A 20,197-nucleotide genomic window follows, 5' to 3' on the forward strand; every position below is an offset into this window, starting at 1 on the left:
ACGTCGAAGGGGATGTACTGCTCCGCCTCCCACTGGATGCTCTCCTCGAGCTCTTCCTGGCTCATGCGGGGCATCTGGATCTTCTTGATGATGACCGAGTGGCCGGAGACGCCGATGGCGACCTCCTTGTTCTTCACCTTGAGCTCGTTCATCAACTCCTGCAGCGCCTGGACGATGGCGGTGGAGTTCATCAGCGCGCCGTCGACGATGGCCTCGGGCGGCAGAGGCTTCATGCCGAAGCTCTGCAACGCGTAGCTCACCTGGCCGCGCTTGCGCTGCTCCTTGAGCAGGATCATCTTCACCGAGGTCGATCCGATATCCAGACCGAGAGCCAGCTTTCCCTTCGCCATACAGTCGTCGCTCCTGAGGGCCGCGAGCGTAGCATCAGCGCGCAAGCCCTCCTAAAAAGTGCTCCGAGCCTGCCAGCGCAGCAGGCGGACAATCTGTCCCCCGAAATCCCACGGCGGTGCACCCACGCCGCTTTCAAGGGCCCGATTTTCCGGCCCCGGACGCGTTCCGTCAAATCGTGCGGGCAAGCGCTCCGTCTTCTGGAGGGCAGGCGGTCAGCCTCGCTCCCCCTCGGCGTCCGCGTCGATTCCGTACTCCTTGATTTTGTACAGCAGGGCCCGATGACTGATCTCCAGGACCTCGGCGGCGCGGGTGCGGTTGCCCCGGGTGCGGCGCAGGGCGGCGCGGATGTAGGACTCCTCCAGGTCGCGGATGGCCTGCTTGAGGGAGAGATTGGCCTCGGGCGAGGGACCGGTGGGGGCCGGAGCGGGAGCAGTGGCCGGAGGCGGTGAGGACCAGAGCCGCTCTGGCAGGTTCTGCGGGAGGATCTGCTCTCCCTCGGCCAGCAGGACGGCGCGCTCCATCGCGTTCTCCAGCTCTCGCACGTTGCCGGGCCACGCGTAGGAGGACAGGAGCGCCTCGGCCTCGGGGCTGAAGCCGAGCACGGGCGGCTCGCGATTGAGCTCTCGGTTGAAGCGCGAGAGGAAGGCGCGGGCGAGCAGCAGCACGTCCCCGGGGCGCTCGCGCAGCGGGGGGACACGCACATTGACGACGTTGAGGCGGTAATAGAGGTCCTCGCGGAACTCGCCCCGCTCCACCAGCCGGCCCAGATCCCTCAGCGTGGCGGCCAGCACGCGCACATCCACCTTCTCCGCGCGGTTCTCCCCCACCGGGCGGATCTCCCCCTCCTGGAGCACGCGCAGCAGCTTCACCTGCGCGGGCGGGGGCAGCTCCCCCACTTCGTCGAGGAAGAGCGTGCCCCCATCGGCCTCGCTGAAGAGGCCGCGCCGGGCGGTGCGCGCGTCGGTGAAGGCACCCCGGGCATGGCCGAAGAGCTCGCTCTCGATGAGGCCGGCGGGGATGGCGCCGCAGTTGACGGCGACGAAGGGCATGGCGGCCCGGGGCGAGCGCGCGTGCAGGGCGCGGGCGACGAGCTCCTTGCCCGTCCCGCTCTCCCCGGTGATGAGGACGGTGGTGCTCACCGGCGCGAGCCGCTCCACCTGCCGCATCACCATGCGCATGGGCTCGCTCTCGCCCAGGATTCCCTCCCAGGGCGCGGCGCCACCCGCCCCCTGAAGACGCCGGTTCTCGCGCAACAGCCGCTCGCGCTCCTCGGCCTTGCGCAGGACGAAGACGATCTCCTCGGGCTTGAAGGGCTTGCGGACGTAGTCGTACGCGCCGGCCCCCACCGCCTCGAGCGCCTGCTCCTGCGAGCCGTACGCGCTCATCACCACCACCGTGAGGCCCGGGTGATCCGCGAGCGCCTGGCGCAGCACGGACAGGCCATCGCGCCGGGGCATGCGCACGTCGCACAGCAGCACGTCGTAGCCGCGGGCGGACAGCTCGCGCAGGGCTTCCTCGCCATCGGCCACGGCCCGCACGTCGTAGCCCAGCCCGGAGAGCACCAGGGTGAGCACGTGGCGGACGGAGGGCTCGTCGTCGGCGACGAGAATGCTACGGAAGAGGGCCATGGAAACCCTCCAACAAGTAGCCCACTCCTGGGTGCGCGGCCAGATTCCGCCTCAGATGCCCGGCAGCCTCACGGAGAAGCGGGCGCCCCCTCCGGGTGCGTTCTCCGCCGTCAACCGCCCCCCCATCCCCTCCGCCAGGTGCAGCGACACGGCCAGTCCCAGCCCCGTGCCCTGACCGGGCTCCTTCGTGGTGAAGAAGGGCTCGAAGAGCCGCGGCATCACCTCCGCCGGAATGCCGGGCCCCGTGTCCTCCACCACCAGCAGCATGTCCCCGCCCTCACCGCGCGTGGAAAGCCGCACCTCCCCCTGCCCTTCCATGGCCTGCACCGCGTTGAGCAACAGGTTGATGATGATCTGTGACAGCGGGCCAGAGTCCGCCCGCGCGAACAGCCCCGGCGCCAGCGCGAGGCTCATCCGCACCTGCGAGAAGTCCCGCCCGGCCTTCACCAGTTGCACGCACGTCTCCACCACGTGCCCCACATCCACCGGCCCCAAGCGCTCCCGCGCCGGACGGCCGATCTCCAGCAGGCCCCGGACGATGCCGTCGATGCGCTGCACCTCGTGGTCGATGCGCCCCAGGTACTCCTGGAGCTCGGGATCCTTCGTACGGGCCCCCGCCAGCGAGAGGTAGCCGAGAATGCCCGCCAGTGGATTGCCCACCTCGTGGGCGACGCCCGCGGCGAGCCGGCCCACCGTGGCCAGCCGCTCCGAGGACACCAGCTCCGTCTGCGCCAGGGCCAGGCGGGCATTGGCGGCACGCAGCGCCTCCACCTGCTGCTGGGTGGTCAGCTGCTCGGCCTGGAGCGCCATCGTCATACGGGAGAGCGCCCGCTGGATGCGCGAGAGCAACGGCCCCGGGCTCTCCGGCAGCGACACGTCCAACTCCAACCGGCCGAGTTGCTCCACCACGTCCTCGGTGCGCCGCAGGGGCCGGCCCACCATGAAGTCCAGCACCGCGTACCCCATGAGGGTGAGCAGCACCAGGTCCAACCCCAGGAGGAAGGGCAACGAGCCCACCGTGCGCGCCAGTGCCAATGAGCCCGGTGAGCCCTGCGCCGCGCACTGGCGCGCCGCCTCCATCAATGCCAACAGCGGCCGCTGCAGGGTGAGCCAGGTGAGGCCCGTGCCCATCGCGCTGAGCAGGAAGGCGACGCTGACGATCCGCCACTTCATCCCCACATGCCCCTCACCGCACGCCCGTCAGCAGCAGATCCACCGGCACCGGCAGCACCTCGCGCAACCACGGCCCGAGCAGCATCACCTCGAGCGCCGCGACAGACAGCCAGGGCCCATAGGGGATGTTGGTCGGACCCGGCACCCAGTCCTCCTCCTCCTCCTCGCCCTCCTCCCCGTCCGCACCCTTCGCCTCCTTGTCTTCGGCACGCTCCGCGCCCGTCTGCTCCGGCGCCGGCTCGCCCGCCTGTGTCTGGGAGGGGCCCTGCTCCCCCACCGGGGGTGTCTGCCCTTCGGGCGGCGTGGCGGGTGCTGGCCCGGTGGAGTCCTCGGGCTCCGGCGCCGGGCCCGCCCGCCCGTGGATGAGCAACATCACGATCCCCACCACCGCGCCCTGCAGCGAGGAGAGGAAGATGATGCCGAGCAGGGCCTTCCAGGTGAGGAAGGCGCCCAGGAGCGCGAGCAGATCCTTGTCCCCCGCGCCCAGCGCCTCCTTCTTGAAGATCTTCTCCCCCAGCCACTCCATCCCCCAGAAGATGAGGAAGCCGGCCACCGCGCCGATGACGGAGTCGCGCAGCCGCTCCACGCCGAGCGTGGCGGAGAGCACCACGCCGGCGGCGATGCCCGGCCACGTCAGCTCGTGCGGCAGGATCCAGTGCTCCAGATCAATGAAGGAGAGCGGCACCAGCAGCAGCACCAGCACCAGGCCGGACACCAGCTCGGGGCTCCAACCAAACCGCCGCTGGCAGGCGAGGAAGAGCAGCCCGGTGAGCAGCTCGATGAGCGGGTAGCGCCAGGAGATGGGCAAGCCGCACGAGCTGCACCGCGCGCGCAATGCCAGCCATGACACCACTGGAATGTTCTCGTACCACGCGAGCTGATGGCCGCATCGGGGACAGCGCGAGCGAGGCTTCACGATGCTCTCGCCCACAGGCACGCGAGCGATCACGACATTCAAGAAACTGCCGAACACCAGGCCCATGACGAAAACCATTGTCACGGCCACTGCTTCCACCGCCTGAAGAGTCACGTTCTCGGTCCCTTCATCCGCGAGACGCACCGGAGGACGGCGCAGCATAGGGCCCGAACGGGACACGCGGGCAGACGATTCCCGTCACCCGGTGACAAAAATGGGCAGCCAAATCTCGTCACTCCGCGGGGCAGATCCGGCGCAAGTGCCTGGATCGCCGTCAAGGGGCTGGCGGTTTGACCATGGCACTGATCGTGCTATTCCTTGCGTCGGCTTCGGCCGCAACCCATCGAAGGGAACCCCATGACCCGTCTGTTCGCCCGGAAGAACCGTGGCTTCACGCTCATCGAGCTCATGATCGTGGTGGCCATCATCGGCATCCTCGCCGCTATCGCCATCCCGAACTTCATCAAGTTCCAGGCCCGCTCCAAGCAGGGCGAGGCCAAGGCCAACCTCAAGGCCTGGTTCACCACCGAGCGCGCCTTCCTCCAGGAGAAGGACCGCTACGAGGAGGACATCAAGATCATCGGTTACGCCCCCGAGCGCGGCAACCGCTACGCCTACTACTTCGGCACCAACATCACCACGTGCGAGAAGCGCGACGTGGCCGGTATCGATGGCACCCAGACCTCCGCGTTCTGCATCGAGGTCGACACCGCCAAGTTCGGCACCGGCGCGCAGAAGCTGCCGACCCCCGCCAAGGCCACCACCCTGACGTTCGCGGGCGGCGGCGCCGACCCCAAGGGCCCCGGCATCTCCGGCGTTTGCCCGGGCTGCAACATCGACGCGTACGCGGCCGGCAACATCGACAACGAGACCACGGGCTTTGACTCCTGGTACATCTCGACCAAGGACGCCACCGCCGCCGCGAAGTGCGGCAACGCGGACGAGAAGGTCGCCGTCGCCGGCACGCCCTGGCTGAGCTACAACGACGTCGACTGCGACAGCTGATGACGTCTGGCCGCTAGCCTGGCCTTCGGGCTACTCGCGGCCGGATTCACTCAAAGGACACCCGGGCATAATCCGGGTGTCCTTTCTGTTTTAGTGCCGCCCCATGACGTCGAGAAACTCCCTGCCCGCCCTCGTGGCCGGCCTTTGCAGCCTCGCCGCCCTCGTCCTGTTCGCGGCTCCGCCTCGCAAGCCGCCCCGTGGCCCCCATCAGGAGCCGCTCCTGCCCCGGCAGGAAGTGCTGCGCCTGGCCGGCCGCGGCTACATCGAGGTGATCGCGGACTACTTCTGGATCCAGCTCGTCCAGGCCACGGGCGCGGCCCGGAAGGCCGAGGAGTACCGCGACCTCTATCCCTACGCGGAGCTCATCACCGACCTGGATCCGCGCTTCGGTATCACCTACTCCTTCGCCGCCGGGGCGCTGCCCACCAACCTGGGACGTGAGAACTGGGTGAACACCCAGGAGTCCACCCGGCTGCTGCGCAAGGGCCTGAAGCTCTTCCCGAACGACCTCAAGATGAACCTGCTGCTCGCCTACAACCTGAGCGCCTTCCACAAGCAGTACCGGGAAGCCGCCGAGGTGCTGGAGCGGGCCTCGTCGCTCCCGAATGCGCCGTCCTACCTGCCCGCGCTGGCCACCCGCCTCTACGCGCAGGCGGGCAGCGTGAACGCGGGCCTGGCGCTGGCGCGCTCGCTGGCCGAGTCCGCGGAAGATGAGGAGACGCGCGAGACGTTCAAGCAGCGCGTGCGCGACCTGGAGATGGAAGGCGAGCTGCGGCGGGTGGATGCCGCCATCGCGGACTTCCGCCAGGCCTTCGGCGTGGCTCCGCCGGACCTCGACACGCTGTCGTGGCTGGGCTTCCTCCAGGAGCCCCCGCGAGACCCCCAGGGCGGCGGCTTCTTCATCGGTTACGACGAACGCGCCTACTCGGAGACGCAGCGGCGGCGCCTCGAGATCTTCACCCCCGACAACCGTGGCTATCTCTGGTCGACGGTCGTGGAGAAGTAATGCCCATGGACTCTCCCGCCCCCATCGAGATCCGCAACCTTTCCAAGACGTACCGGCTTGGCTTCTTCATGAACAAGCAGGTGCGAGCGCTCCAGTCGCTGGACCTCGCCCTGATGCCGGGCCAGGTCTACGGCCTGCTCGGGCCCAACGGCGCCGGCAAGTCCACCACCATCAAGATTCTCCTCAACCTGGTGCAGCCCACCAGTGGCGAGGCGCGGCTCTTCGGCCGCTCGCCCACGGACCGCGAGGCACGCCGGCGCGTGGGCTATGTGCCGGAGAATCCCGCGCCCTACGAGTACCTCACCGGCCGCGAGTTCGTCACGCTGTCGGGACGGCTGGCGGGCATGAGCGGCAAGGAGCTGGATGACCGCGTCACCGAGGTGCTCGGCATGGTGCAGATGACGCGCGCCGCGGGCCTTCAAATCCGCCGCTACAGCAAGGGCATGGTGCAGCGCGTGGCGCTGGCGCAGGCCCTGGTGTCCAAGCCCGAGCTGCTCATCCTGGACGAGCCCACCTCGGGGTTGGATCCCGTGGGCCGCCGGCAGATCCGCGACCTCATCCTCGAGGAGCGCCACCGTGGCACGACGGTGCTCTTCTGCACGCACATCATCCCGGACGTGGAGGCGCTCTGCGACCGCGTGGCCGTGCTGGTGGGTGGCCGACGCGTGCGCGAGGGCAGCGTGGCGGAGCTGGTGAGCTCGCAGGCCACGCACATGGAGATGACGGTGGAGGGCCTGCCGCTGGAGCGCATCCAGGCGATGGGCTTCGAGCTGGAGCAGGCGCGCAAGCTGGAGAACCGCGTGCTGCTGCGCTCGCGGGACGCGGATTCCCAGCGCCTGCTCAAGCAGGTGCTGGAGCAGGGTGGACGGGTCACCCAGCTGCAGCCGGCCCGCTTCTCGTTGGAAGAACTGTTCCTGCGCGCGCTCGAGGAGGCGCGGCAGGGTCCCGTCGGAGGAGAGATTTCGTGATGGGTCCGTTCGTCGCCCTGGCGCTCAATGGCTTCCGGGAGGCCCGGCGCAACCGGGTCACCCTGCTGGTGGCCATCTTCGCGCTGGCCATGCTCCTGTCCACCTCGCTCGTGCTGGAGGTCACCATCGGCACGTTCGACCGCGTCCTCACCGACGTGGGCCTGGGGGCCATGAGCCTGATGCTGGTGCTGCTCACCGTCTTCCTCTCCAGCGGGCTCATCTCGCGGGAGATCGAGCGGCGCACCATCTTCCTGATGGTGTCCAAGCCCATTTCACGAGGCGCGTTCCTGGTGGGGCGCCTGCTGGGCAACATGCTCACCGTGACGGTGCTGCAGCTGGCCATGGCCGCGCTCTTCTTCGTGATGATGCGCGTCTACGGCAGCCCCATCAGCCCGGCGCACCTGGCGGCGGTGGGCATGCTGTGGTTCGAGCTGTGGGTGCTCAGCGGCGTGGGCTTCCTCATGTCCAGCTTCTCCAGCCAGATGGTGTCGGCCTTCGTCACGGTGAGCGTGTACTTCGCCGGCAACCTGTCCTCGGACATCTACTCGCTGGCGAGCAAGTCCAAGAGCGGCGCGGTGCAGGCGCTGGGCAAGACGGTGTACTACCTGCTGCCGGATCTCTCGCGCTTCAACTACCGGCCGCACGCGACGTACTACGCCACCGTCTCCGGCAGCGAGCTGTTGTCGGCCGCGGGCTACGGCCTGGCCTACACCGGCGTGCTGGTGGCGCTGGCCATCCTCCTCTTCAACCGGCGCGACTTCCGCTGAGGCGCCCGGCCCTGGGCGGCGAGGCTCAGGCCTCGTCCTCCCGGTCGGACAGGCCGTGCTTGGCCATGCGGTAGCGGAAGGAGTGGAACGTCAAGCCCAGCAGCTCCGCCGCCCGCGTCTTCACCCCACCCGACTGGGCGAGGGCCGCCAGCAGGTAGCGCCGCTCGGCCTCGTCCAGGTGGTGCTCCAGCGAGAAGCCGGAGCCCAGGGACACCTCTCCCGGAGCCGCCACGGTGGCCAGAGGCGGCTCGCCCCGCAGCGAGGGAGGCAGTGAGGCCAGCGAGAGCACGTCCCCGTCCGCCAGCGTGGCCGCGCGCTCGACGATGTTCTCCAACTGGCGCACGTTGCCCGGGAAGGGATAGGCGGCCAGCACCGCCAGCGCCTCCGAGGAGAAGCGCATCCCCGGACGCCCCAGCTCCTTGCGCTGGCGCTCGAGGAAGTGCTCGGCCAGCAGTGGAATATCGCCCGCGCGCTCGCGCAGCGGCGGCAGCTCCAGGGTGATGACGTTGAGGCGGTAGAAGAGATCTTCCCGGAAGCGCCCCGCCTTCACCTCGGCCTCCAGGCGCCGGTTGGTTGCCGCCAGCACGCGCGCGTGGAAGGGAATCTCCGCGGCGCTGCCCACCGGCTTCACCTTGCGCTCCTGCAGCACGCGCAAGAGCTTCACCTGCGTGGCCAGCGGCACCTCGCCAATCTCGTCGAGGAACACCGTCCCCTCCCCCGCGTGCACCAGCAGGCCCGGCCGATCCTGCGTGGCCCCGGTGAAGGCGCCCTTCACGTGGCCGAACAGCTCGCTCTCCAGCACGCCCTCGTTGAGGGCCGCGCAGTTGACGGGCAGGAAGGGCTGGCCCGCGCGCGGGCTCTTGAGGTGGATGGCCTTGGCGATGAGCTCCTTGCCCGTGCCGCTCTCCCCGTGAATGAGCACGGTGGAGCGCGTGGGCGCCACCTTCTCCAACAGGCTCCACACCGCGCGCATCCGCTCGCTGCGGCCCACCCCCATCACGCCCGCGCCCGGCACCAGGTGCTCGCGCAGCGAGACGTTCTCCCGGCGCAGGTTGCGCTTCTCCAGCGCCTTCTGCACCAGCAGCTTCAGCTCCTCGTTGTCGAAGGGCTTGCCGATGTAGTCGTACGCGCCCTCGCGCATGGCCTCCACCGCCGAGGCCGCCGTGCCGAAGGCGGTGATGACGATGACCTCGGGCGGCTCGTCCAGCACCCGCGCGGCGCGCAGCACGTCCATGCCGCTCTGCGAGGCGCCCAGCTTCATGTCCGTGACGACGAGGTCCACCTGCGCCGAGCCCAGCACCTTTTGCGCCGCCGCCACCCCGTCCGCGCACGTCACCTGGTAGCCGGCCCGGGTGAGCAGCACCTCCAGGAATTCGCGCATCGACAGCTCATCGTCCACCACCAGGATGTGCACGGCCACGCTCTCCCTTTCCCCTCAACCCTGCACCGGCAGTTGGATGAGGAACTCGGTGCCCTCCTGCGGCGAGGAGGACACCCGGATGTTGCCACCATGGGCACGCACGATGGAGTACGCAGTGGACAGGCCCAGCCCGGTCCCCCCCTCGCGGGTGCTGAAGAAGGGCTCGAAGATACGCGACAGGTCCGCCGCGGGGATGCTGCCCGCCGAGTCCCAGATGCGCAGCCAGGCCTCCTCTCCAGCCGCTTCCAGCGTCACTCGCACCCGTCCCCCCTCCCCGGTCGCCTGGAAGGCGTTGCGCAGGATGTTGATGAGCACCTGGCGGAGCTGATCCGCGTCCACCGGCACGCGCAGGGGAGCGAGCACCATGTCCACCCCCACGTTGCGCGCCAGGGGGTCGGCTCGCAGCATGTCCACCGTCTCCGCCACCAGCACCTCCAGCTCCAGCACCTGCTTCACGGGGGGTGGAGGGCGGGCGAAGCGCAGGAAGTCATCCACCAGCTTGGAGAGCCGATCCGACTCGCGCAGGAGGATTTCCACCAGCTTGGCCGACGTCGGGTCCGCGCTGGAATCCAGCACGAGCAGCTGCGCCGAGCCCCGCATGGCGGCCAGGGGATTGCGGATTTCGTGGGCGAGCTGGGCGGAGAGCGTCCCCAGGGCGGCCAGCCGGTCCGCGCGCCGGAGATCCTCCTCGATGCGGCGCAGCTCGGTGAGATCCTGGAAGACGATGAGCGTGCCCCCGCTCCCCCCGCTCTCCAGCCCCGTCACCGTCAGCCCGAGCGTGCGCATGCCCGCGGGCGTGTGCACCGACAGCTCCCGGCGGCGCAGGTGCACCTCGGAGCCCAGGGCCCCCGGCAGCAACGATTCCAGGTGCGTGCCGGGCGGCAGCCTCGGCTCGAGGGAGAGGATGGCGCTGGCGGCCCGGTTGACGAAGGTGACGCGCCCGGACTCGTCGCAGGTGATGAGCCCCGAGGGCATGTTGGCCAATATCTGCCGCTGCAGGGTGTCCAGCTTCTTGAGGTCCGCCTCGCGCTCGGAGAGCCGCCCGCCCGTGGCCGACAACTGGCGCGTCAGGTAGCCCGCCAGCGCGGCGATGAGGAACAGCGCCAGCACGTTGCTGCCCAGCAGGAAGGCGAGCCGCTGCCGGCTGAGGTCTCCCACCGCCAGGGGCGGCTCCAGCCATTGCAGCTTCACCGCCACCAGCAGCAGTGCATAGGCGAGCGCGCTGGCCGCCGCGGCGAGCAGGGCCCCACGGCCATCCAGCAGGATGCTCGCGCCGATGACGGCCAGCAGGTACAGGAAGGTGAAGGGGCTCTCCCCCACGCCCGTGAGGAAGACGAGCACCGAGGCGATGAGCAGATCGCCCACCACCTGCAGCACCGCGGCCGCCCGGTCCGCGCGGCCGCCGCGCAGCATGAGGCCGTAGACGAGCGTGAAGAGATAGACGAGCCCGATGACCGCGAAGGACAGCGTGTCCACGCGGCTGGGCTCCTCCACGGGCTGGAGGAGCAGCCGGGCCGCGACGGCCACGAGCGACAGGCTGACGGCCACCGTGCGGAACACGGTGAGCCAGACCAGCCGCGTTCGTAGCGCGTCGGCCTCCGGCGGAGCGGCGAGCACCAGCGTGCCGACGCTACTTGATGGCACCGGCGATGGAGAAGATGGGCAGGTACATCGCGATGAGGAAGCCGCCGACCACGCCGCCCAGGAAGACCATCATCAGCGGTTCGATCATCGCCGTGAGGCCCGCGACCGCCGTGTCGACCTCGTCGTCGTAGAAGTCGGCGATCTTGTTGAGCATCGTGTCCATGGCGCCGGTGGCCTCGCCCACGCCGATCATCTGCACCACCATGGGCGGGAACACCTTCGTCTCCAGCAGCGGGCCGGCGATGTTCTTGCCCTCGGCGATCTTCCCGCGCACGTAGTAGATGGCCTCTTCCACCGAGCGGTTACCGGCCGTCTTCGCCGTCACGTCCAGCGCGTCCAGGATGGGCACGCCCGAGGAGATCATCGTGCCGAGCGTACGGGTGAAGCGCGCCACGGCCACCTTGCGGATGACGGGCCCGAGGATGGGCGCCAGCAGGAAGGCCTTGTCCAGGAAGCGCCGGCCCTGCGGGTTCTTGTACGTGTACGAGAAGCCGAACACGACGGCGGCGATGCCGCTGAACACGTGCAGCCAGTACGCCTGGGCCCACGCGGACAGGTCCACCACGAACTGGGTGGGCGCGGGCAGCGCCTGGCCGAAGTCCGAGAACATCTTCGCGAACACCGGCGTCACCTTGAGCAGCAGCAGCGCCGTCACGCCGAAGGCCACCAACAGAACGATGGCCGGGTAGGTCATCGCGCTCTTGACCTTGCGCTTGAGCTTCTCGTTCTTCTCCCGGTAGGACGCCAGACGGTTGAGGATGTTGTCGAGAATACCGCCCACCTCGCCCGCGGCGCACAGCTGGACGAAGAGCTCGTCGAACACCTTGGGGTGATCCCCCAGCGCGTCGGCGAAGGTGGAGCCCTGCTCCACCTTGTTCTTGATGGCGAACACGACCTTGCGGAAGGCCGGGTTGTCCATCTGGCTGCCGAGGATGTCGAGGCACTGCACCAGCGGCAGGCCGGCGTCGATCATCGTGGCGAACTGACGGGTGAAGATGAGGATGTCCTTACCCGTGACCGCCGACCCGATGGTCAGGTTGAGGTCCGAGTCCAGGAGACCCTTGCGCCGGACCTTCGTCGGGTTGAGACCGAGCGACTTCAGACGAGCATTGACGGCCTCGATGTCCGAGGCCTCCATCTCGCCCTTCTTGGTCTCGCCAGACTTGGTCTTGGCCTCCCAGAGGAACTGGGCCGTATTCTTCGACTTTTGAGGTGCCGACTTCTGGGTTGCCGTTGCAGCCATACAGGCCTCCGAGGGGGACGCGAGTCTATCCCCGCGGTTGAATTTCGCGAATTAGCGTGCGCCAGGGCCGGCCGGTCGCTGACCGGGCGTCCCACCACCACTTGCCAGGATGTTGCGCAGCTCGTCCGGGTCGCTCGAGCGGCCGAACGCCTCGTCCTGGGAGATGAGCCGGCGCGCCAGCAGCTGCGCCAGGGCCTGATTGAACGTCTGCATGCCGAACTTGGCCTGGCCCACCTGCATGGCCGAGTACACTTGGTGCACCTTGTCCTCGCGGATGAGGTTGCGGATGGCGGGGTTGGGAATCATCACCTCCAGCGCCAGCACGCGGCCCGGAGAGCCCGCCTTGGCGATGAGCGACTGGCTCATCACGCCTTCCAGCACGAAGGACAGCTGGGCGCGCACCTGCGGCTGCTGGTACGGGGGGAACACGTCCAGCACGCGGTTGATGGTCTGCACCGCGCTGTTGGTGTGCAGCGTGGCGTAGCAGGTGTGGCCCGTCTCGGCGATGACGAGCGCCGCTTCGATGGTTTCCAGGTCACGCAGCTCGCCCACCAGCACCACGTCCGGGTCCTGGCGGAGGATGTACTTGAGCGCCGTCTTGAAGTTGCGCGTGTCCGCGCCCACCTCGCGCTGGTTCACCAGGCAGTTCTTGTGCGGGTGCAGGTACTCGATGGGATCCTCGATCGTCATGATGTGCTCATGGCGGTCGGTGTTGATCTTGTCGACCATCGAGGCCAGCGTCGTGGACTTGCCCGAGCCCGTGGGACCCGTCACCAGGATGAGGCCGCGCGGCCTCTTCACCAGCTCGGCCACCACCGGGGGCAGGCCGAGCTCCTGGAACGTCAAGATCTTGAAGGGAATGGTGCGGAAGGCCCCGGCCACCGCGCCGCGCTGCATCGAGACGTTGGCGCGGAAGCGGGAGAGCCCCTTCACACCGAAGGACAGGTCGAGCTCGTTCTCCTCCTCGAACTTGTGCTTCTGGGCGTCGGTGAGGATGGAGTAGCAGAGCTGCTTGGTCTCCACCGGGGTGAGCTGGGCCGTCTTGAGCGGCACCAGCTCGCCGTCCACGCGCAGCTGGGGCGGAGAGCCGGTGGTGATGTGGAGGTCGGAGGCGCCCTTCTCGACCATCGCCTTGAGCAGCTGATGCAGATTCACGAAAACCGTCCTTCAGATAGAGGGGAGATGCCGGGGATGGGGGCGGACTAGAAGCGGTCGGGCGCGGTGTTGGCCACCACTTCATCCAGCGTGGTGACGCCGTCCATCATCTTCGCCAGGGCCGACATGCGCAGCGAGCTCATTCCCAGGCGGATGGCCTCCTGCTTCAGCTCGGCCGTGGAGGCGCCGTTGATGACCAGCTCCTTGAGGCCGTCCCAGAAGGGCATGACCTCGTACACGGCCACGCGGCCGCGGTAGCCACGGTCGTTGCACTCGCGGCAGCCAACCTTCTCGTACATGGTGAAGGTGCCCATCTTCTCCGGGGGCACGCCCGCGTCGATGAGCGCCTGCTCGTCCACGTTCTCCGCCGGCTTCTTGCACGCCGGGCACAGGCGGCGGCACAGACGCTGGGCCAGAATCAGGTTCAGCGAGGCCGTCACGAGGAAGGGCTCGATACCCATGTTGAGCAGACGGCTCACCGTGCCAGGGGCGTCGTTGGTGTGCAGCGTGGAGAGCACCAGGTGGCCCGTGAGCGCCGCCTTCACCGCGATTTCGCCCGTTTCGAAGTCGCGGATCTCACCGATCATGATGATGTCGGGGTCCTGACGGAGGAAGGAGCGCAGCGCCGCGGCGAAGTTCAGGCCGATGTCTTCATGCATCTGCACCTGGTTGATGCCGGCGAAGTTGAACTCGACCGGATCCTCGGCGGTGGCGACGTTGGTGTCGATCTGGTTGAGCATCGCGAGCGCCGAGTAGAGCGTCGTCGTCTTGCCCGAGCCCGTGGGACCCGTCACCAGCACCATGCCGTAGGGACGCTCGATGGCCTCCTTGAACCAGGCGAGCGGCTGCGCATCGAAGCCCAGCTTCGTCATGTCCAGCTGGAGGTTGGACTTGTCCAGGAGGCGGAGCACCACCTTCTCGCCAAAGAGCGTGGGGCACACGCTCACGCGGAAGTCCATCTCCTTGCCACCGCCGAGCTTGATCTTGATACGGCCGTCCTGGGGCAGGCGGCGCTCGGAGATGTCCAGGTTCGCCATGATCTTCAGACGGCTGGTGATGGCGTTCTTGAGCTTCATCGGCGGACGCATCACCTCGTAGAGGGAGCCGTCGATGCGGAAGCGGACGCGGAAGTCCTTCTCGTAGGGCTCGACGTGGATGTCCGAGGCGCGCTTCTTGATGGAGTCCTGGAGGATGAGGTTCACCAGCTTGACCACGGGCGCGTCGTCCGCGGCGCGGGCCATCTCCTCGACGTTGCCCTCCTCCTCCTCCTTGGCCACCTCGATGTCGTCGGCCATCTCCTCCACGAGGGCGTTCATGTCCGGGCCCTTCTCGGCGTAGTAGCGCTCGATGGCCTCGCGGATGGAGATTTCAGAGGCGACCACCGGCTCCACGTTGTAGCCGGTGAGGAACTTCAGGTCGTCCACCGCGTAGATGTTGGACGGATCGCACATCGCCACGATGAGCGAGGGGCCCGCGCGGTTGACGGGGATCACCAGGTGCTTCTCGGCCACTTCCTTCGGCACGAGCTTGATGATCTCCGCGTCGATGTCGAAGTCCTTCAGGTTGATGGCGGGGACGCCGTACTGCTTGGAGAGGAAGTCGGTGAGCTTGGACTCCTCGATGGCTCCCGTCTTGATGAGCGCGGTGCCAATACGCGTGCCCGTCTTCTGCTGCTCCTCCTGGGCTTTGCGCAGCTGCTGGACGGAAATGAGGTTCTCGCGAACCAGCAGTTCACCAAGTCGACCGGACATTCAGTGGGCCTCGAGCGTTGGAAATATCGAAGAGATGCGCGGACGTGCGCGCGCATGAGACTTTTGAGATTAAAGGAAGGGAGCCGCGGCCCTGTCAAGGCGGCGTCCCCGGCCCGCTCTTCCGACAACCCATTGAATCCACTCGGGAAAAGTTCAGTCGGACGCTCGCGCGATTACCGCCCGGGCAGCCTCGACATCCCGCTTGATCTGTCCCACCAACTCTGCCACCGAGCCAAAACGGCGCTCGGGGCGCAGCCGCTCCAGGAACTGCACCCGCAGCTCCTTGCCGTACAGGTCCCCACTGAAGTCCAGCAGGTGCGCCTCGATCGTCACTTCGTTGACCCCGAAGGTGGGTTTGACACCGATATTGGCCACCCCCGGCAGCCAGGAGGCGTCCGGCGTCCCGAGGAAGCACACGCGGATGGCGTAGACGCCCGCGGCGGGCCGCAGCTCGTTCTGGGTGTCCACGTTGGCGGTGGGAAAGCCGATGCCCCGGCCCCGCCCATGCCCGGTGACGACGGTGCCGTCCAGATCGAAGGGCCGCCCCAGCAGCCGCTGCGCCGCGCTCACCCGGCCCTCGAGGATGTACTCGCGCACCTTGGAGGAGGAGGCCACCACCCCGTCCACGGTGACGGGGGCCACCACGTGCACCTCGGCGCCCCGGGTGGCGGCGGCCGCGCGCAGGGTCTCCACCGTGCCACCCCGGGCCGCACCATAGGTGAAGTCATGGCCCACCACGAGGTGACGCGCGCCCAGCTCGTCCAGCAGCGAGGCCTCGAAGTCGCGCGGCGAGTGCCGGGCATACTCGCGCGTGAAGGGCTGCACCAGCGCCGCGTCCAGGCCGCGCGCCGCGAAGAGCTCGAGCTTGCGCGGCAAGAGCGTAATCAACTTGGGCGCCAGGTCCGGCTGCAGCACCTTGCCCGGGTGGGGCTGGAAGGTGAGCGCGGCGGCGGGGACTGCGTGGCGCCGGGCCTCGGCGAAGAGGGCCTGGTGGCCCAGGTGCACCCCATCGAAGTTGCCCAGCGCGAGCGCGCAGCCGGCGAGCTCGCGCGCCTCCGACACAGCGTGGAAGACCTTCATGGGGCGCCGGTATAGCGCCAAAGCCGTCGCTTTGCCCTGGCCAGAGAGCCCCCGCCCATGCGAAGAGGCGCCCCCAGCGTCACCCATCCGTCATGGCCCGCCCCCGCCTCCTGCCCGAACCCGTTGGCCTTCACCTGGCCCAGCTCGAAACCCCTCCCGATTGGGACGCGGAGTTCGGCTTCTCCGGACCCCTGGAGCTGGAAATCGGCTCGGGCGCCGGCGGCCACGCGCTCGAGTACTGCCGCCGCCACCCCGAGGTGCGCTTCATCGCCTTCGAGTGGCGCAAGAAGTACGCGCGCGACACCCAGGACCGCGGCAACAAGCTGGGCCTGCGCAACCTGCGCGTGCTCGAGGCCGATGCGCGCTTCGTCGTCCCGCGCCTCTTCGCCGCCGGCTCGCTCGACGCCGTCCACCTCCAGTTCCCCGACCCGTGGTGGAAGCGCGCCCACTTCAAGCGCGCCGTCATCCAGCCCGAGTTCGCGAAGCTGCTCCTGGACAAGATGAAGCCCGGGGGCCTCTTCGACATGCGCACCGACGTGCAGGACCGGGGCGTGTCCATGCTGACTATTTTGGAGGAGGCCGGCTTCGTCAACCCGCTCGGCCAGGGGGTGTTCCACCCCTATGAGCCCGAGGAAGTGCCCTCCACCCGCGAGCGGCGCTACCTGGCCAGCGGCGAGCCGGTGTACCGCGCCCGCCTGCGCAAGCCCGCCGCCTGAGCAGCAACCGGACAGGCGGGCGACTTGGCATCAACGCCCCTTCCGGGGAAGAATCCGAGGGCCCCGGAAGTCCAGGGGGCACGGGGTGGATGTCAGCGCCATGGCCGACGGCTCGATGAGAAAGATGGGAGAGGTGCCCCGTCGCAGCACCATGTCCACGCCGGCGCTCGCCGACCGCACCATCCTGCTCGTCGACGACGATCCGGCCAACATCCAGCACGTGCGCGAGGGCCTGGCCTCCCACGGCTACCGCTTCCGCGAGGCCCAGGACGGCACCGAGGCGCTGCGCTCCATCCGCGAGGTGAGGCCGGACCTCATCATCATGGACGTGGAGATGCCTCGGCTGGGCGGCGTGGAGGTGTGCCGCATCATCAAGGCCAACGGCGGCGAGGGCGGCTTCGGCTTCATCCCCGTCATCCTCGTGACGGCCCGGCAGGCGGCGGGAAAAATCGAGGGCCTGGAATTGGGGGCGGATGACTACCTGGTCAAGCCCTTCGACATGCTGGAGCTCTCCGCGCGCGTGAAGTCCATGCTGCGCCTCAAGGCGCTGCAGGACACGCTGCTGGAGAAGAACCGCGAGCTGGACCTCAAGAACCGCGAGCTGGACCGGGCCAACAAGGAGCTGGACCAGAAGCGCGAGGAGCTGCTGGCCCTCACCCGCACCGACGCGCTCACCGGACTCCACAACCGCCGCTACTTCGAGGAGCGGCTGACCGAGGAGTTCATCCGCTCCACGCGCTACCGCTCGCCCCTGTCGCTGGTGATGCTGGACATCGACCACTTCAAGAAGCTCAACGACACCTACGGCCACCCCTTCGGGGACGAGGTGCTGCGCACGGTGGCCCGCACGGTCCGCGGCAAGCTGCGCGAGGTGGACTTCGTGGCCCGCTACGGCGGCGAGGAGATCATCGCCCTGCTGCCGGAAACGGGGCCGAAGGAGGCGCTCGGGGCGTGCGAGCGGGTGCGCGAGGCCATCGCCTCGCTCCTGCTCGAGCACCGCGCCGCGGACGGCTCGAGCAAGGAGGTGCGGTGCTCGGCTTCCCTGGGGGTGGCCAGCGTGCCCGCCAAGAGCATCCTCGCCATGGCGGAGCTGCTGCGCTCGGCCGATAACTGCCTGTACGAGGCCAAGGCCGCCGGCCGCAATTGCGTCCGCCAGTACCGGGACGAGCCCCCGGCATGATTCAGCCCCTTGGCGAGCGGGGCACTTTGGCCTAGATGCAGAAGCATGCGCCTGCCGCCCGCGATGTCGCTCCTGTTGCTAGCCCTGCTGGCCCTCGCTGGGTGCAACCGGCCCAACTACGAAACGCCCGTGAAGGCCTACCAGTCCTTCCTCCAGAGCGCCCAGCGCGGAGATGACAAGAAGGCCTACGCCGCCCTCTCCCAGCCCACCCAGGAGCTCCTCCAGGCCCGGGCCCAGGCGGCCGCCACCGCCTCCGGAGGCGCGGTGAAGGCGGATCCGGTAGCCTTCTTCTTCGCGAATGTTCCTCCCCCCGCCGATGTTACCCAGGTCTCGCCATCGGGTGAGGAGGGGGGCGTGGCGACGGTGAGCGTGAAATCCTCGAATGGCACGAGTCAGGTCCGGATGGTTCGCGAACCGACCGGATGGAAGATAGACCTTACGCAGTCCCTCCAGCAGCCGTGAGAACAGGCCTCCCCCAGGCCGCTCGCGCATCAGGTAGCCTACGAACGTGAACGATCGGAAGACACGGCGGATCGCCCCCGCAGTCGAGGTCATCCGGCGCCCGGCCGCCACTCCCGGCACCGTTGCGCCGACCCCGGCGCCTACGACCTCTGTCACGCCTCGCCCCACCCCGACGCCGACCCCGCGGCCCACGCCGGGTCCGGCGGCGGCCCCCTCGGCGCCCGCGCCGGGGCCCACGGTGAGCGTGACGCCCAAACCCATTCCCCGGCCGGCTCCGGGCCCCACCGGCCCGGTGAGCCCCACGGCGCCGGTGACCCCGGACGCCCCGGTGAGCCCGCCGGCCCCCGCCTCCGTGGCCCCCGCCCCCCGGCCCGCTTCCTCCGCCGGCCGCGGCCCGGGAGCCGGTATGGGCGCGCGCCCCGGCGGTGGCTTCGGACGCCCCCGGACGCCCCGGCCTCCTCCCACCCCCGAGCAGATTCTCGCGCTCGCCACCAAGGAGCATGTGCCCGCGCGCATCGCCAAGGGCGAGCTCGAGGGCAAGATGAAGTGCCGCATCTGGCGCAAGCTGCACGCCGAGGAGGCGAAGCGCTTCGACCAGGTGTACGTGCTCATGGGCGAGCACCCGGGCCTGTCGCTCCCCGACGCCTTCGGCGTGCTGCAGAGCGGCCTGTCCGTGGCCGACTTCCTCGCGCGCAAGGAGCGCACCCAGCGCAAGGCCGCCGTGAAGCTGGCGCGCGGCGAGGTGGATGACACCTCGGTGGGCGCCTTCATCAACGGCCTGCTGGAGTCCAAGACGGAGCTGGCCGTGGTGCTGGGCGAGCGCACCGTGCTCGACACCCTCGCGGGCGTGGAGCCCATCTCCTTCGTGCTCGGCCGCAGCGGCCGGCTGGAGAAGCTCCAGGTCGTCATGCTCACCCGCCGCTCGGACTGGGAGCAGCTCACGCCCACGCTCGAGCGGGACCAGAAGCTGGCCCAGAAGCCCGCCAACGTCGCGCGCCAGCCCGACAAGCGCCCCTTCTCGGACCCGCGCCCCTTCCTCGCCCACCAGGGCGACCCGGTGCGCCTCACGCTGCGCAACGGCATCCAGCTGACCCTGCGGCTGCGCGTGGTGGGACGCTTCGACCTCATCGTCGGTGAGGACGGACACGAGGTGTTCATCCCGCTGCATGCCCTGGTGCGCTTCTCGGCCGCGGATGAGGACGCGAACGCGGAAGCCGCGGACGCGGAGCTGCCCGGCGACGAGGCCGGGGACAACGAGTAGCCCCCGAGGAATCGCCGATGCCCTACTTCTCCAAGCTCATCAAGCCGCTGCTGGCCCTCACCCTCGCGGCGGCGGTGCTGACCGCCGGCCAGGGCTGTACCCAGAACTCGAAGGCGGCGGAGCCCCAGGCCAACGCCCAGCCGGCGAAGCCCGGGCAGCCGCGCACCGTGGCCCTCACCGTCACCGACAAGGGCTACGAGCCGAGCCCCATCACCCTCGAGCAGGGCGAGCCCGTGAAGCTCGTGCTCACCCGCACCACCGAGCACACCTGCGCGACGGAGATCGTCCTCGACGAGTACAACATCAACACCGCGCTCCCCCTCAACCAGCCGGTGGAGGTGACCTTCACCCCCAACAAGACGGGCAAGCTCGTCTACGGCTGCGCCATGGGGAAGATGCTCAACGGCGTGTTCATGGTGGAGTGAGACGCCAGCGGCCGCGTCCACTCCGCCTTCCCAGAGGGGGCCGGCT

19 protein-coding genes are annotated in these 20,197 nt (G+C 68.8%); 9 read left to right on the top strand and 10 right to left on the bottom strand.

The genetic code is table 11. The features are described from left to right. From pilM to ACJ8AN_RS29530, 4 genes are all read right to left on the bottom strand, one after another. Positions 1 to 350: type IV pilus biogenesis protein PilM (pilM, locus tag ACJ8AN_RS29515; protein ID WP_407758847.1), on the bottom strand; the 350-nt coding region annotated here is incomplete at its 3' end. Between the two features lie 213 nt (positions 351 to 563). Then, on the bottom strand, positions 564 to 1,979 hold the full coding sequence (locus ACJ8AN_RS29520) for a sigma-54-dependent transcriptional regulator (RefSeq protein WP_407758848.1): 1,416 nt from the start codon (positions 1,977 to 1,979) through the stop codon (positions 564 to 566). A 51-nt stretch (positions 1,980 to 2,030) separates the two neighbouring features. After that, on the bottom strand, positions 2,031 to 3,152 hold the full coding sequence (locus ACJ8AN_RS29525) for a sensor histidine kinase (protein WP_407758849.1): 1,122 nt from the start codon (positions 3,150 to 3,152) through the stop codon (positions 2,031 to 2,033). A 13-nt stretch (positions 3,153 to 3,165) separates the two neighbouring features. Then, the gene (locus ACJ8AN_RS29530; protein ID WP_407758899.1) at positions 3,166 to 4,146 is read right to left on the bottom strand and encodes a prepilin peptidase; all 981 of its coding nucleotides are present in this window, start codon (positions 4,144 to 4,146) and stop codon (positions 3,166 to 3,168) included. Positions 4,147 to 4,425: 279 nt separating this feature from the next. On the opposite strand from ACJ8AN_RS29530, the gene ACJ8AN_RS29535 reads away from it, so the two are divergent. The 4 genes from ACJ8AN_RS29535 (at position 4,426) to ACJ8AN_RS29550 (ending at position 7,814) form a co-directional block, all read left to right on the top strand. Continuing rightward, positions 4,426 to 5,073, top strand: a complete 648-nt coding sequence (locus ACJ8AN_RS29535) for a prepilin-type N-terminal cleavage/methylation domain-containing protein (protein ID WP_407758850.1) — start codon at positions 4,426 to 4,428, stop codon at positions 5,071 to 5,073. A gap of 103 nt (positions 5,074 to 5,176) precedes the next feature. Beyond that, the gene (locus ACJ8AN_RS29540) at positions 5,177 to 6,079 is read left to right on the top strand and encodes a hypothetical protein (protein ID WP_407758851.1); all 903 of its coding nucleotides are present in this window, start codon (positions 5,177 to 5,179) and stop codon (positions 6,077 to 6,079) included. Beyond that, complete coding sequence (locus tag ACJ8AN_RS29545; RefSeq protein WP_407758852.1) at positions 6,079 to 7,047, top strand: ABC transporter ATP-binding protein; 969 nt, start codon at positions 6,079 to 6,081, stop codon at positions 7,045 to 7,047. The genes ACJ8AN_RS29540 and ACJ8AN_RS29545 overlap by 1 nt, the downstream gene beginning before the upstream one ends. After that, positions 7,047 to 7,814 (top strand): ABC transporter permease, encoded by a 768-nt coding sequence (locus tag ACJ8AN_RS29550; RefSeq protein WP_407758853.1) that lies wholly within the window; start codon positions 7,047 to 7,049, stop codon positions 7,812 to 7,814. Before ACJ8AN_RS29545 ends, ACJ8AN_RS29550 begins: the two co-directional genes overlap by 1 nt. Positions 7,815 to 7,839: 25 nt before the next feature. Here ACJ8AN_RS29550 and ACJ8AN_RS29555 read toward each other — a convergent pair whose 3' ends face one another. The 6 genes from ACJ8AN_RS29555 to ACJ8AN_RS29580 all read right to left on the bottom strand — a co-directional run bounded on the left by ACJ8AN_RS29555 (position 7,840) and on the right by ACJ8AN_RS29580 (position 16,107). After that, positions 7,840 to 9,228 carry a sigma-54-dependent transcriptional regulator gene (locus ACJ8AN_RS29555; protein WP_407758900.1) on the bottom strand — a complete coding sequence of 463 codons (1,389 nt, stop codon included), beginning with the start codon at positions 9,226 to 9,228 and terminating at the stop codon, positions 7,840 to 7,842. Positions 9,229 to 9,249: 21 nt separating this feature from the next. Continuing rightward, positions 9,250 to 10,878 carry a two-component system sensor histidine kinase NtrB gene (locus tag ACJ8AN_RS29560; RefSeq protein ID WP_407758854.1) on the bottom strand — a complete coding sequence of 543 codons (1,629 nt, stop codon included), beginning with the start codon at positions 10,876 to 10,878 and terminating at the stop codon, positions 9,250 to 9,252. Then, a complete protein-coding gene (locus ACJ8AN_RS29565) occupies positions 10,865 to 12,121 on the bottom strand; it encodes a type II secretion system F family protein (protein ID WP_407758855.1) in 1,257 nt (418 codons plus the stop codon). Before ACJ8AN_RS29565 ends, ACJ8AN_RS29560 begins: the two co-directional genes overlap by 14 nt. Before the next feature lie 51 nt (positions 12,122 to 12,172). Beyond that, complete coding sequence (locus ACJ8AN_RS29570) at positions 12,173 to 13,276, bottom strand: type IV pilus twitching motility protein PilT (RefSeq protein ID WP_407758856.1); 1,104 nt, start codon at positions 13,274 to 13,276, stop codon at positions 12,173 to 12,175. Positions 13,277 to 13,323: 47 nt separating this feature from the next. After that, on the bottom strand, positions 13,324 to 15,027 hold the full coding sequence (pilB, locus tag ACJ8AN_RS29575; protein ID WP_407758857.1) for a type IV-A pilus assembly ATPase PilB: 1,704 nt from the start codon (positions 15,025 to 15,027) through the stop codon (positions 13,324 to 13,326). Between the two features lie 153 nt (positions 15,028 to 15,180). Then, positions 15,181 to 16,107 carry a bifunctional riboflavin kinase/FAD synthetase gene (locus tag ACJ8AN_RS29580; RefSeq protein ID WP_407758858.1) on the bottom strand — a complete coding sequence of 309 codons (927 nt, stop codon included), beginning with the start codon at positions 16,105 to 16,107 and terminating at the stop codon, positions 15,181 to 15,183. A 92-nt stretch (positions 16,108 to 16,199) separates the two neighbouring features. Between ACJ8AN_RS29580 and trmB the strand changes: the two genes are divergently transcribed. The 5 genes from trmB to ACJ8AN_RS29605 all read left to right on the top strand — a co-directional run bounded on the left by trmB (position 16,200) and on the right by ACJ8AN_RS29605 (position 20,151). After that, positions 16,200 to 16,823 carry a tRNA (guanosine(46)-N7)-methyltransferase TrmB gene (trmB, locus tag ACJ8AN_RS29585; RefSeq protein WP_407758859.1) on the top strand — a complete coding sequence of 208 codons (624 nt, stop codon included), beginning with the start codon at positions 16,200 to 16,202 and terminating at the stop codon, positions 16,821 to 16,823. 100 nt (positions 16,824 to 16,923) lie between these two features. Continuing rightward, positions 16,924 to 18,003 (top strand): diguanylate cyclase, encoded by a 1,080-nt coding sequence (locus ACJ8AN_RS29590; RefSeq protein WP_407758860.1) that lies wholly within the window; start codon positions 16,924 to 16,926, stop codon positions 18,001 to 18,003. Positions 18,004 to 18,048: 45 nt separating this feature from the next. Continuing rightward, the gene (locus tag ACJ8AN_RS29595; protein WP_407758861.1) at positions 18,049 to 18,465 is read left to right on the top strand and encodes a hypothetical protein; all 417 of its coding nucleotides are present in this window, start codon (positions 18,049 to 18,051) and stop codon (positions 18,463 to 18,465) included. Between the two features lie 406 nt (positions 18,466 to 18,871). Continuing rightward, the gene (locus tag ACJ8AN_RS29600) at positions 18,872 to 19,726 is read left to right on the top strand and encodes a hypothetical protein (RefSeq protein WP_407758862.1); all 855 of its coding nucleotides are present in this window, start codon (positions 18,872 to 18,874) and stop codon (positions 19,724 to 19,726) included. 17 nt (positions 19,727 to 19,743) lie between these two features. Continuing rightward, a complete protein-coding gene (locus ACJ8AN_RS29605; protein ID WP_407758863.1) occupies positions 19,744 to 20,151 on the top strand; it encodes a cupredoxin domain-containing protein in 408 nt (135 codons plus the stop codon). The last annotated feature ends 46 nt before the right edge of the window (positions 20,152 to 20,197 follow it).

It is taken from the genome of Archangium sp., from assembly GCF_045802675.1.
Classification (GTDB): domain Bacteria; phylum Myxococcota; class Myxococcia; order Myxococcales; family Myxococcaceae; genus Archangium.